Raw genomic sequence first — 13,566 nt, 5'->3', positions numbered from 1 at the left:
AATTATGATAAACTGAAACAATGTAAAGTGATTAGGCTTGGTTTGGATAGAGACAGGAGGATGGAAAATGAGCTTTGTTGCTGTCAAAAATGAGTACAAGCGTTACAAAATGGGTGAAAGTGTGATCGTTGCCAACGACGGAATTGATTTTGAGATAAATAAAGGTGAGTTTGCAGTGATTGTCGGCCCCAGCGGTGCGGGCAAATCGACGGTGCTTAATATTCTTGGTGGGATGGATTCTGCTGACGAAGGCCAGGTCATTGTGGACGGTACGGACATTGCCAAGTTCAGTGCCAAGGAGTTGACGGGCTACCGCCGCAATGACGTGGGTTTTGTGTTCCAGTTCTATAACTTAGTGCCGAATCTTACCACACTGGAGAATGTTGAGCTTGCTTCTCAGATTTCCCCGCGTGCACTAGATGCGCGTAAGGTGCTGGAGGATGTGGGATTAGGTGCACGGCTGGATAATTTTCCGGCTCAGCTGTCTGGTGGCGAGCAGCAACGTGTCGCTATCGCCAGAGCGCTAGCTAAACAGCCGAAGCTGCTCCTCTGCGATGAGCCAACTGGTGCGCTAGACTACAATACTGGTAAGCAAGTGCTTAAGCTGCTTCAGGATACCTGCCGTAACACAGGCACTACGGTCATCGTAATCACGCATAATTTGGCGATTGCGCCAATGGCAGACCGGGTTATTGAGATTAACAATGCTAAGGTACGGAAGATGGTAACCAATCCTTCGCCAGTATCCGTTGAAGATATCGAATGGTAAGGAGAAGGCATCTATGAAAAAGCGTGCGTTATGGAAAGATATTTTTCGTGAAATTAGGCACACTAAGGCCCGATTTATTTCGATTTTTGCAATCATTATGCTGGGCGTTAGTTTCTTTTCTGGTATCAAGTCAGCCGGTCCAGATATGCTGGATACAGCCGGAACCTTTTATCAAGAGACGAGACTAATGGATCTGAAGGTGCAGACCAACTATGGTCTGACCGAAAATAACATCGAACTGCTGAGCGATGTACCGGGGATCGATGAAGTCCAGCCGGGTTACAGCGCAGATGTGTTCAGCGGCGATGATGCTTTGATACTCAAAGTCCATTCTTACAATTCAGATAAACCTCTTAACCAGTACAGTATGATTGAAGGACGTCTTCCAGAGGATTCCGGAGAAATCGTATTGGATGACAAGCTGGCTGGAAAGTATGCGCTGGGCGACAAAATAACGTTCAGCGGAGCTGGAACGGATGCGGAGTTGTCGAACAACTTTGAAACATTGAATTATACTGTTGTGGGCTTTGTGCGAAGTCCTCAATTTATAGAGAAGAGTACCCGGGGCACCAGCGGAATTGGTAAAGGGACGGCGGATGCATTCGCAGCGATCCCAGAGTCAGATTTTAAGCTCCCGGTCTATACGGAAGCCTATCTATCCTTCAAGGATACAACCGGAGTGAAGGCTTATTCACCAGAGTATGAGGGATTGATCGAACAGCATACCAAGTCAGTAGAGCAGGCGATGTCCAGTGTGCCGGAAGCTCGGCTTGCGGAGATGCACGCGGAAGGCGAGAAAGAGCTGTCCAGTGGACGAGGCAAGGTGGCCGCCGCCGAGAAGCAGCTCGCCGATTTAAAGCGCCAGCCAGAAGTGGTGCAGCAGGGACAAGCTGCAAACATGAAAGCCATTGCTGATGGACTGGTCTCTGCCAAGGCGGAACTGGCTGCAGGGGAGCAAAAGCTTGCAGAACTAGGGCTCCCGAAGGTCTATGTCACAGACCGAAGTGCCAATCCGGGATATGCCGAATATAAAGACAACGCTGATCGATTGTCGGCAATAGCAAGTGCTTTCCCGGTATTCTTTTTCCTGATTGCTGCGCTGGTCAGCTTGACGACTATGACTCGAATGGTCGAGGAGCATCGTTTGCAGATCGGGACACTTAAAGCGCTTGGGTATGGCAACCGTGACATTATGGCCAAATTCTTGGTTTATGGTACACTTGCCAGCTTGACGGCTTCGGTTGCGGGACTTGCGCTCGGTTTTACCATGTTTCCAACCATTATATATAATGCGTACAGTTCGCTTTATAATCTGCCGGATCTTATCAAAAGCTTCTATCCGTCGTATTCCATCATTTCCATTATAGTGGCGCTTATCTGCACTACATTGACGGCTTGGATTGCCGCACGTGTAGAGCTGCGTAGCAATGCTTCTGTGTTAATGCGTCCGAAGGCGCCAAAGAGCGGGCAGCGGATTCTACTGGAGAGAGTTACGTTTGTATGGAAACGGCTGAGCTTTGTTCAGAAAGTTACCGCACGGAATTTATTCCGCTACAAGCAGCGGATGTTCATGACTGTGTTCGGCGTGGCCGGCTGTACGGCGCTGATTCTGACCGGGTTTGGTCTTAAAGACTCGATCGGCAGCATTGCCCCTCAGCAGTTCGGCATGATTATGAAATATGATGCACTTGTAGCGCTGCATGAAGATGCGTCTGCTGATGCGCGGGATGCCTACGAGCAATTGATCACTGGCGAGTCCACTATAACTGGATCACTAAGTGTGGCACAGGAAACGATGAAAGCGCACAGCAGTGGTGTAAATGATCAGGATGTGCATATGTTCATCCCTGCATCTGTTGATGCGATATCCGATTATGTGGAGCTGCGGGATCGAGTGAGTGGAGAAAAACGCACGCTTTCGAGCGAGGGCGCTATAATTTCGGAGAAGCTGGCTAAATTATACGGGCTTGAACCCGGCGACCAGTTGAATGTGGTGAACAAGGATAACGAGACATTCAAGATTAAGGTCATAGGGATTACAGAGAACTATGTAATGCACTATGTTTATATGACACCTGCGTATTATTCTTCCGTATTTGGACAAGAACCGGTGTTCAACACAGAGCTGCTGAACTATACCACGCACGATAAAGCATGGGAGGACAAGTTCGGCGAGAAGCTAACGGACAATGAGGGAGTGGCCGCGGTCAGCTTTTCCAGCAACGTGGGTACTGCCTTTGATGACACCATGAAGAGTATGGATGTTGTAACCTTGGTACTCATTGTATCGGCTGCTGCTTTGGCTTTTGTCGTCCTCTACAATTTGACCAATATTAATGTCTCTGAACGGATCAGGGAACTATCAACCATCAAGGTATTGGGATTTTATGATAAGGAAGTAACGTTGTATATTTACCGTGAGAATATGCTGCTAAGCCTACTTGGCATTGTAGCCGGATCGGGTCTTGGCATTATATTGCACAGCTTCGTCTTGAATACAGCTGAGCTGGATGCGACGATGTTCGCGCCGATTATTAAGTGGCCAAGCTATGTGTATGCCGCACTCTTAACACTGCTGTTCTCAGGCATAGTCATGGCTTTCATGCATATTAAGCTCAAACGGATTCATATGATTGAGGCGTTGAAGTCGGTAGAATAAACGGAGCTTCCACACCAAAAACAAAAGTTGATCCTACTTAAACACAAAGGACCGCTTCGAACAGCCATTGTTATGGCTACTCGAAGCGGTCTCTTTTGCTTTGAGAGGCGATGGAATCTTTTAACGTGAGTCGATCGATAACTTCATATGCAGGATAGGAAAAGGATTCCCCTGTTCATCCAGTGCAGAACGCTCAAAAACTTGAAAACCCATACCTCATAAAAACCTAAGGCCTGCGGATTTTGTTCATTTACATCAACGTAGCGTACGTTCAGTGTCTGTATAGCATAAGCAACGAGTGATTTACCAATGCCTTTTCCCATTGCAGCAGGTTCTACGAATAGCATTTCAATCTTGTTATCCTGAATCCCTATGAATCCAAGCGATTGGTCATGGTCATCTATAAAAGCAAGCAGATGACTTATATGCTCCATCCCTTGTATAACCAGTGGCCGCAACGCATCAATATCCTGTTCAGACAGGAATAGATGGGTATGCCGCACAGATAATTCCCAAATATTCAGTAGACGGTATAAACATTCTTCATTTCTAGCGGTGATTGGTTGTATCGAGTCCATGTCTTCCCTCGCATTTCCACTTAATTTGAAGAAGATGAAGCTGCAGCCGCAGCCGACGCAGCCGCAGCCCCAGCAAGAGCAGCCTGCTGTGCGATTACAATATTAGTGATGCTGGTGGAAAGCATCGAGGTTACAATGCCGCTTTGCACATCCTCTACATATTTGAAGGCTACCAGCGCAGCTGACAGCAGTAGCAATTCCTGCTTTACAATGGACCAGCTGCCAAAGCCTTTTTTGGTACGCAGTAATTCGAAGGTCTCTGAGACTTCCGTAACCATGTCCTTATTGTTGGAGGAGAGCAAAGTTAGCACGCCCAGCGAAGAAAGGGTATATTCCTTATCTAACCGGATGCCATGTGCACGGAACGCATCTCGTAATGCCAGTACACGATCCGCTGCTTCTGAAGCTTCTTTTCCAAGAACCAGTACCTGTGTCAGAGCTTGCACACTGTTCCCCGACATAAATTCAGGCTTTAGTGTAGTGTAAAGCTGCTCCATCCGGTCGATGCCGCTGTCCACGTCGATATCGGAAAGGCCGAGCATAGCAGAGAAGATATAATCATCATGTCCGGTAAGGAATCGGTGCTTCGCTTTCATACTATCGTAAAACATCTTTGCGCGTTCTACCGTACGCTGATACTGATCTGTTGTCGTATTAGCGGCGATTTGATAAGCGGCAACGACGAGATAATCAGAGGCTCTAAATTTGATGTCCTTCAATAAGTCATACACGGTCAGTGTGTTTGCAAGCTGTTGTTCCTTGTCAGCAGAAAGAGAGAGCATAGTAGCAATACTGATTGCCGAGTTCCCCCTAAACGAAGAAAACATTCCGGTATTTTCTTTAATAAGCTCGTGGCTCGCACGAATCGCATCCTCATCTGCACTTTTATTCTCTGCTGTGTACAGTAACCCCGCCAAACGGCTAACCATTGCATTATGCCAAGGAAAAGCCTTTTTGATCCTCTGCGCGTTCTCTGCGAACAATTCAACCCTTGCAGCATACTGCTCATTCATTGGATACACCCCTCAGTTATCTATAATTCATAATATTACGAAAATTTTCTGAGTTGGATTCATTTGTTTGGGGTGTTTATTGTTTTTAGATCGTAACCAGCTCTTTAGCATACCGTTTGCCTGACGAAAGAAGGCTGTCGCTCAGTTCAGGGTCATTTACAGTCCTTGCAAGAACTAGAGAGCCAACCATGGTGCTGAACAGTGCGCTACCTTTGGAGGGTTCAATTCCCGCCAGATCGGAGATAAAAGCAATCATCCGCTCCAGTTCCAGCGTGAATACTTGCCGAACTTCTTCGGAAGAATGAGATATTTCGGCAGAAAGGGCAGGGATAATGCAGCCCATCTCCGTTTTGTCGCGGTGATACGGACTTAAATAATAGTCAATGACCGCATTGATTTTGGGGTTCTGCTCTTCCTGGTCCGCGACCTTCTGCAAAAGTGCGATGGTATCGCTGATGGCATACCGGCAGGCTTCGGCGACGAGTTGTTCTTTGTTGTCGAAATGTGAATAAAACCCGCCGTGAGTCAATCCGGCTCCCTTCATAATGAAGGGAACACTTACATCATGAATGCCATGGGTGCGAAAAGCCTGGGCAGCACTTTCAACGATCGTATTCCGTACTTTTATTTTATGGCCTTTGGGATAGGGCATCATAATCACTCCATAGCTTCATAATTCTACTTTTAAAATATTATATGCATCATAATAAAGCCTGTCAATTTAACGATTCTGAGCACTGTCTGCTTATGAAAGGATAAACACGGTTGTTGACGGTTTTAAAATATGATGGTAATAATATATTACGATCATCATATTTTAAAATAGCAGGTACAGGAGGTATCAGGAGATGGGGAATCTTGAGTTCGTAGAAACGTTGGTCATTGGGTCAGGTCCGGGTGGGTATGTGGCGGCGCTGCGATCTTCACAACTTGGAATGAGAACGGCGATTGTTGAACGTAATCAGCTAGGTGGGGTCTGCACTAATGTTGGGTGTATTCCCTCCAAAGCATTAATTGCTGAATCCCATCGTTACGAGTTGCTTAGACCGTTCAGCTCTGCGGATGCGGCAGTGTCATTTAAGAATGCTCAGGATTTCAAGCAAGGAATTGTGAATAAGCAGGCAGGTGGAGTTGGCTATTTATTAAAGACTGCAGGTGTGAGCATTTTGGAAGGGGAGGCCAGATTGGTCGATGAGCATACCGCTATTATCCGTCAGTCTGGACAAGAGCAAAGCATTTATTTTAAAAATGCCATCTTAGCCACAGGATCACGTCCGATTGAGCTGCAAGCCTTTCCAGTTGGCGGACGTGTTTTGTCTTCGACAGAAGCTCTGTCGCTCCGTGAAGTTCCAACTAGCCTAGTAGTTATTGGCGGTGGATATATAGGCGTTGAGCTGGGGCAAATGTATGCCAAATTTGGAACAACGGTAACGATTCTGGAGGGAGGAGATCAAGTGCTGCCTGGATTTGAGGCGGAGCTTGTGAGCCCTGTTGGAAGGCAGCTGAAAGCTGATGGGATTAAGATGATCACCGGAGCGACAGCTGTGAACGTAGTGCAGAGTGCAGACGCCATCACACTGCATTATTTGAAAAATCAGGAGCAGCTGCATGTGACAGCGGAATATGTGTTAGTCACTGTCGGCAGAAAACCAAATACAGACGGCGATTTAGGGCTGGACCGTATAGGTTTGCCAGTGACGAGCAGGGGGTTCCTTGAGACAGATGAACAGTGCAGAACGGCTATTCCGAATATTTTTGCAATTGGGGATATTACGTCGGGTCCTGCCCTTGCTCACAAGGCGTCCTATGAAGCCAAAATTGCGGCAGAAGCCATTGCAGGTCTTTCCTCCGAGGTTGATTATAGAGCCATTCCGCTTGTTGTTTTTTCTGATCCAGAGCTGGCCAGTGTTGGCTTAAGTGAAACAGAAGCAAAGGCAAAAGGCATCCCGCTGGTTATTGGCAAATCTTCTTTTGGGATTAACGGGAGAGCATTGGCCTTGAGGGAAACGGAAGGGTTCGTCAAAATTGTAGCGGACCCGACCTCGGAAATCGTTATTGGTGCCCAAATTGTTGGAGTAGAAGCATCTACACTGGTGTCGGAGCTTGCCCTTGCCATTGAGATGGGAGCAACCGTAGAGGACTTGGCGATGACCATTCACCCTCATCCCACATTGGGAGAAGTGATTATGGAGGCTGCCGAAAATGCGGCTAAAAAAATGGTAAGGGGAGAGAGTGGGAAATGAAGATAAAAGCAGGTTTATATATTGGAATTGCGATTGCGTTAATCGTTGGAGGTTCGCTACTTGCTATAAAAGGAAAGGATGCTGTCAGTCAAGCTGAGAGCAGGAAACAAGGGATTCTTGATGCAGAGCAAAAGACTATATTTTATCAGAACAGTCCAGGGTCAATTGTAGAGGTCAGTGTGGCTGTAGGTGATTCTATAAAACAGGGAGAGGTATTGTTCAAGGTTAAATCCGCTGAAGAAGGAGAAACAGATGTACTCGCGCCGGATGACGGATCGGTCAACAGGATTGTTGTAAAGCTGGGAGATCAAATACAACTAGGAATGCCAATGGCGGTTTTGCAAAAAAACAACTTTTATACAGACCTTTACATACAGGAGAGCGAAATCCAAAAGCTAAAGGTGAATCAAAGTATCGATGTTCATTTTCCGTATTTGAACCATCCAAGTGAGGTGACGGGTGTCGTTACTTCCATCGCAGCCGCCCCTCAATTTGCGAGCTTACGCATGTCACGTGAAAAAGGGCAAGCCGATTTAAGCATGTTTCTTGTCCGTATAGCTATGGATGCGAATGCTGATTTGCTTCCGGGGATGACAGCGGAGGTGAAGCTTAATGAAATCACTGATTGACGAGTGGAAGTACGTGGCGGGCAGTAAGTATTTACGCCTGATTTTTATTGGTCCGCTTATCGCGGCTATATTTTTTGGCTTGATGTTCTCGAAGAATCAAATCAGCGAATCGTATGTTGTAGTCATTGATGAGGATCACAGCTCGTATTCACGACAGCTGATCTCTAAAATAAATGCTTCTCCATATATGAAAGTAACTAATGTGTATGCCAGCCCCTTAGATCCAGAAACATTATTGGCAAATGAGCAGGCTGTCGCGGTCATCACCCTTCCCAAAGCGTTAGGGCTGCATCAGCAGCAGGGGATATCAACGAATCTCGGCATCTTAATGGATAACACCATGCCATCAGGTCTAACCGGCATCCGAACTGCGATTCAGGAAGTCATCCAGACGGAAAATATGACTCTTTCTATGAGCCGTCTCCTCCATAAGGGGATGGATGCCGAAACCTCTAAAGGACTTGCTTCTCCGTTGTCCCTGCAGCAGCGGATGTTGTTTAATCCGACCACAAGTTATGTGAGCTTTATGGTCATTGGATTTGTGAATATTGTGGTGCTGATGATTACAACAAGCGCAGCAGGTTCAATTGCCCCTCGCTTACGGCAGGAGGGGAAACTTTTTGCAAACGGGAAGTCTCCTTGGCAGATTTGGGTTCGTAGTGTACCTTACGCTGTTTTATCAACGATTTCGCTGCTCCTGTGTTATGGCTTATTAAAGCAGGTAGGGGGAATGCGCTTTGAAGCAGAGCCTTATCTTTTTATTATTCCGCTGTTTGTGTATGCCTTTGCTCTGTCACTTATGGGCCTGTTGATTGGTTATACTGCCAAAGACGTATCTAAAGTTAATTTACGAACTAATTTCGTATTGTATCCGTCGTTTCTTGCCACTGGAATCCAATTGAGCCCATTAGCGTTTCCGGAGTTTTTTCAAATTTCCGCTTGGGCATTGCCGATGAACTGGCTTAATCGCCTTATACGCGGGATGGCTTTTCGGGATGTGGCGTTAACAGCCTACAGCCAGGAGCTGGGAGCACTGCTGATCATTATTGGTGTTGTATCCTTATTCATCGGATTGCTGGTGCTCAGGGAGGCCGGAAAAGCAAATCCCAGCCGTGAGCCGCTTGTGAACCTAGATTTTAAAGGAGCCTTTGACCAATAATTGTGATGCATTGATGAAGTAGTAAAGAGGGGCATAGCCCCCTTTTTTTCGTATTTATAGTTTCTGATAGTGAGTTAAGAGTTGCTCTAGCTTATCCTGAATTATTTGTTTCAAGGCTTCCGGCTTCACTGCTCTAACATATTGACCATATCGCATAAAATAATTAGCCAAGAAATCTTCTTCGCCTGAATTATAGAATCCCTTTATGACTATTTTCAGGCCAGCTTCTATTTCCATAGAGGGATAATGCTCTTTATAAAAAATATCTTTGGCTTGCTCTGCAATCTCAACTTCAAAGTGAATACTGTTCTCGGATTGATAAAATTCTAAGGAACGATTAAGAAGTTCTTCTATAGAATAGCGGGCTGTGCTTTCCTCTTCTTCAATGAAGGTTATTCGGTCACATCTAAACACCCTATATGTATTCGTATTTAACTCTATTCCAGTAGCATACCATTGACCAAACTTCGCGGAAATTCTGAAGAATTGTACAGGGTAGCTTTTTGTCTGGTTTTCTTTTGTATATGCAATGTTACAGGCACTCTCATTTAGAATACTTGCTAGGATTTTATCTAAAAAACGACTGACATGCTTATGCTGATACATCTCGAATTGTAGAACCTTTTTCATTTTATGAATCTGGTTGATTTGTGTACTCGATAGACAGTGCTCGAACTTTTCGTTTAGCTTGTTAACACTTAAATGAAAAGGTGTAGATTGATAAGATTCTAGCGTCAGCATAGCAAAGTACAGTGCATAGACTTCATCTATCGTGAAAATAATAGGGGATAACAATCTATTTTTCAAAATACCATAACGTCCGTGTCTTCCATGTTCCGCGAAAATAGGCATACCCAATTGTTCTAATGAAGTAACATCACGTAGCGCTGTGCTTTTTGAAATATTGTATTTCTCCATAAGGTCACTTAGATTAAAAAACTCTCGCCCGTTTAAGTATCTCATCATGTCATTTAATCGTTCTGATTTCTTCATATAAAAAGCTCCTTATAAAGGTGTCATGTTTTGATACCTTTATATATGATAATAAGTTTAAGATCACATATCAAATATACGAAGGAGATTTACACTATGAGTACAACATTAGAAGTAGCTATTTTCTTATCGATGAAGGGAAGAGCCAAGGAAGCTATAGAATTTTACAAAAAGCATTTTAATGCAGAGGAATTGTTACGTGTTACCTATCAACAACTAGCAGAACGTGACAGCTCCATACAGCTTACGGATGCAAATAAGGATTATATTACTCACTCTGTCCTGTTAATCGGAAAAACAAAAATAATGATAGCAGAAGATACAATGAATACGAATGAGAAATATACAGTGGGTAATAACACTTCATTATGTATTCAAAGTGCTGACCTAGAGGAAATTGAACACTTCTATAGTAGCTTAATCACGGATGAGCGCGTAAAAATTATTGCTCCTTTATCTAGTAATGTGTTTAGTAAAGCCTACGGTATCATTGAAGATCCCTTTGGTATTCAAATTCAACTCATGTTTGATGAAAGATTACATTAACAACTTTGCTTCTAAAGTAAACCCAGTTCACCGTTTAGCTGATCATAATTCAGGGATTATCCTGATGTTGGTCGGCTTTTTTTGCAGAAAGGGTATTTAGAATAGCTGTCGAAGTGGGTTATGTACATATTTTAACGATGGGAGAGAGGACAATGAAAGTGATTAGCACATTAGAAATCGTAGATGTACAGACTGGGGAACGTACTGCGCTCCGCTCATTTGATTATTTAATCGAGGCACCCAATTGGACTAGCGATGGTAAGCGTCTTATTTATAATAGTCGAGGTTGTCTCTATTCGTTCGACATCGCAACCTGTGAGCTTGTTCAAGTTGACTCGGGATTTGCTGCGGAATGTAATAACGATCATGTTCTGTCTTTTGACAACACTAAGATCGCAATTAGTCACCATACGAAAGAAGATGGTAAATCTCGTATATATATTCTTCCCATGGAGGGTGGCGAACCGGTTCTAGTTACACCGAATGCTCCAAGTTATTTACATGGTTGGTCTCCAAACGGTGCTGAGTTAGCTTACTGTGCAGAGCGCAATGGTCAGTATGATATTTATACCATTCCAGTAGACGGGGGAGTAGAGGTACAACTGACGGATTCGCCTGGGCTGGATGATGGGCCTGAATATTCACCAGATGGGGGACATATATGGTTCAACTCGGTGCGTACAGGGCTGATGCAGATATGGCGAATGAATGCCAATGGCACTGAGCAAACACAGATGACTTTTGATGAGAGTAATAACTGGTTCCCGCATGTATCGCCAGATGGTCAGACGATAGCCTACCTGAGTTACCGCAAAGGAGATGTAGATCCTGGCGATCACCCTGCGAATAAGGATGTTGAGATTCGATTGATGGCAAGTACGGGAGGAGATTATCGCACACTAGTACAATTGTTTGGAGGACAAGGTACGATTAACGTGAATTCGTGGTCTCCGGATAGTAAGCGCTTGGCGTTTGTAAGTTATGTGGTGGACGAATAGGAATAAAATACCGATAAAAATTATAGTATTTTTATTTATATATAAATGGGGGAAAAATTGGATGAAGAGGATTTTTAGTGTTTTGCTAATTGTATTACTGGTTATACCAGCGCTCGGCAATACAACCTTTGCGAGCAGTACGGTGAAGGCTAAGGTAACCGAGAGCAGTACATATTTTGACGGAGAACAAAGGGACCTGAACGGATTCAATATCTCGAACAACAATTATTTCCGGCTGCGCGATGTAGCGGAGTATTTCTCGGGAACAGCCAGTCAATTTGATATCACTTGGAATAAGGCAAACAATGCGATAGAGATCATAACCGGGCAAGCCTATACTCCCGAAAAGAAAGCTAGCAGCAACTATTATAGTCGCAATAGAAATTATTCAGCTACGCTGTCGACCTCTAAAGTGCTAGTGAACGGGCAGCTACAGTCGATTACGGCGTACAATATTGACGAGAATAACTATGTTCAGTTGCGAGATTTGGCGGGGAAAATTCCATTCGATATCGAATATGACGTTCAGTCTGATCGAATATCCTTGTTCTCAAAAGTTCCAGATCATGCTTACCGGGTAAAGACGGCGGTGAAAACCGAAAGTAACGCTGTATCTTCTTATTTTCCCAGATGGAAAAGTACGGCCACTTCCTATCTCGTGAATAATAATGACGGGACTGTAAGTGTCCTTGAGGCGAATAAGGAAGTTACGATTGAATCATATAATGAGAAGTTTGAACTAACTGAAAATAAGAGTATCCCTTTTGAGCTTCCGATATTTGGTGGTTTCTATAGTGGAGAGAAGTATAACTATATTGCTTTTGGACAAGAGAATCGCGAAGAGAATGATAGCAAAGAAGTGATTCGTATTGTCCGTTATGATAAAAGCTTCAATAGAGTAGATAGTGTCTCCATTAAGGGTGGCGAGAGTTATACGGTTAGCCCTTTTGATTCTGGCTCTGGTAGTATGGCCGAGGCTGGTGATACGCTTGTATTCCACACTTCACGTACAAGGTACACGACAGAAGATAAACTAAATCATCAATCCCAGCTGACCATTATCGTGAATACCCAAACTATGACCGTGACGAATGATCTGGGAAGATTCCAGAAGAATCATGTCAGCCACTCTTTTGATCAATATGTATTGTTTGATGGTGCTACGCATGTTCTAGTGGATCATGGTGATGCCTATCCTCGTTCGATTGTGCTGAATAAAGGAAATGGAACCAGCTATAACGAGGTAGACCTGTTTAATATTCCCGGCAAAATCGGAGCGAACACCACAGGCGTTTCTATAGGCGGATTTGAGATGTCTTCGGCGAACTATATTGTCGCTATGAATACGATTGACCATTCGCTTGTCAAAGAATATACGTCTTATGAGATGGTGGGACTAGAGAAGGATCAGAGAGATATCGTTCTTAGTGTTCTGCCAAAAGCCAACCTGTCTAGCACAGCAGTGAACCACATCACCTTGGCTAAATATGTTGGTACGAACCAGATCGCTTCCATTCCTAAACTAGTAAAAATCACAGACGACAAAATGATGGTGCTGTGGCAGGAGTTTGATAAAGAGAATCATCCGGGTGACCTGAAATATGTTCTTATAGATGGAGCGGGTGCAACCACTGGCGGTATCCAAACGATTAAGAACTTTGTACTATCAGAAAGCAGCCCTATTGTTAGCGGCGACAAAATTGTATGGTATATCAACAACAAAGGATCCCGACTATTTTATTCGATCCCATTAAATTAAATAAAATTACCAGCAAAAGGTTATCCCGTTAATGCCTACATGAGGTATTACGGATAACCTTTTTTTCTGCCAAACTCATATGCCGTTTCCCTATCGATATGCTCGTTTATAAAGACGTGCTAACATTTGTACCCTTGATCATCTAACAAAAAGACACCCGTGTACGCCACAGACTTCTCACTCCAACAATATGACGCCCCATCGCTAACACCTGTCTGTT

Annotated in this window: 12 protein-coding genes; 8 read left to right on the top strand and 4 right to left on the bottom strand. The window is 44.4% G+C overall.

From position 1 onward, the window contains the following. The first annotated feature begins 67 nt into the window (after window positions 1-67). On the top strand, window positions 68-769 hold the full coding sequence (locus tag PAENI_RS29745) for an ABC transporter ATP-binding protein (protein ID WP_042184895.1): 702 nt from the start codon (window positions 68-70) through the stop codon (window positions 767-769). Between the two features lie 13 nt (window positions 770-782). After that, complete coding sequence (locus tag PAENI_RS29740; protein WP_149647723.1) at window positions 783-3,428, top strand: ABC transporter permease; 2,646 nt, start codon at window positions 783-785, stop codon at window positions 3,426-3,428. A 143-nt stretch (window positions 3,429-3,571) separates the two neighbouring features. On the opposite strand, the gene PAENI_RS29735 is transcribed toward PAENI_RS29740, so the two are convergent. From PAENI_RS29735 to PAENI_RS29725, 3 genes are all read right to left on the bottom strand, one after another. Continuing rightward, window positions 3,572-4,006, bottom strand: a complete 435-nt coding sequence (locus PAENI_RS29735; protein WP_223179030.1) for a GNAT family N-acetyltransferase — start codon at window positions 4,004-4,006, stop codon at window positions 3,572-3,574. A gap of 20 nt (window positions 4,007-4,026) precedes the next feature. After that, a complete protein-coding gene (locus tag PAENI_RS29730) occupies window positions 4,027-5,019 on the bottom strand; it encodes a DUF4003 family protein (protein WP_149647722.1) in 993 nt (330 codons plus the stop codon). Between the two features lie 85 nt (window positions 5,020-5,104). After that, entirely contained in the window at window positions 5,105-5,671 is a 567-nt protein-coding gene (locus PAENI_RS29725) for a TetR/AcrR family transcriptional regulator (protein WP_076300282.1), read from the bottom strand. Between the two features lie 196 nt (window positions 5,672-5,867). Here PAENI_RS29725 and lpdA point away from each other — a divergent pair, with 196 nt between their 5' ends. The 3 genes from lpdA to PAENI_RS29710 are packed head-to-tail and all read left to right on the top strand — an operon-like array spanning window position 5,868 to window position 9,050. Beyond that, window positions 5,868-7,262, top strand: a complete 1,395-nt coding sequence (lpdA, locus tag PAENI_RS29720) for a dihydrolipoyl dehydrogenase (protein WP_149647721.1) — start codon at window positions 5,868-5,870, stop codon at window positions 7,260-7,262. Further along, window positions 7,259-7,891 carry a biotin/lipoyl-containing protein gene (locus tag PAENI_RS29715; protein ID WP_149647720.1) on the top strand — a complete coding sequence of 211 codons (633 nt, stop codon included), beginning with the start codon at window positions 7,259-7,261 and terminating at the stop codon, window positions 7,889-7,891. The genes lpdA and PAENI_RS29715 overlap by 4 nt, the downstream gene beginning before the upstream one ends. Then, complete coding sequence (locus PAENI_RS29710) at window positions 7,875-9,050, top strand: ABC transporter permease (RefSeq protein ID WP_149647719.1); 1,176 nt, start codon at window positions 7,875-7,877, stop codon at window positions 9,048-9,050. Before PAENI_RS29715 ends, PAENI_RS29710 begins: the two co-directional genes overlap by 17 nt. A gap of 54 nt (window positions 9,051-9,104) precedes the next feature. On the opposite strand, the gene PAENI_RS29705 is transcribed toward PAENI_RS29710, so the two are convergent. Next, entirely contained in the window at window positions 9,105-10,043 is a 939-nt protein-coding gene (locus tag PAENI_RS29705) for a helix-turn-helix transcriptional regulator (protein ID WP_149647718.1), read from the bottom strand. Window positions 10,044-10,139: 96 nt separating this feature from the next. Between PAENI_RS29705 and PAENI_RS29700 the strand changes: the two genes are divergently transcribed. The 3 genes from PAENI_RS29700 (at window position 10,140) to PAENI_RS29690 (ending at window position 13,346) form a co-directional block, all read left to right on the top strand. Further along, complete coding sequence (locus PAENI_RS29700; protein ID WP_149647717.1) at window positions 10,140-10,589, top strand: VOC family protein; 450 nt, start codon at window positions 10,140-10,142, stop codon at window positions 10,587-10,589. Between the two features lie 152 nt (window positions 10,590-10,741). Further along, window positions 10,742-11,587, top strand: coding sequence for a TolB family protein (locus tag PAENI_RS29695; protein ID WP_262495774.1), 846 nt, complete (start codon window positions 10,742-10,744; stop codon window positions 11,585-11,587). A gap of 61 nt (window positions 11,588-11,648) precedes the next feature. Continuing rightward, window positions 11,649-13,346: a hypothetical protein gene (locus PAENI_RS29690; protein WP_149647716.1), complete on the top strand. Its 1,698-nt coding sequence runs from the start codon at window positions 11,649-11,651 to the stop codon at window positions 13,344-13,346. The last annotated feature ends 220 nt before the right edge of the window (window positions 13,347-13,566 follow it).

The organism is Paenibacillus sp. B2(2019), from assembly GCF_008370385.1.
GTDB lineage: Bacteria > Bacillota > Bacilli > Paenibacillales > Paenibacillaceae > Paenibacillus_AQ.
Note: the sequence above shows the minus strand (reverse complement) of the source record. Positions and strands in the feature narration are given on the sequence as shown.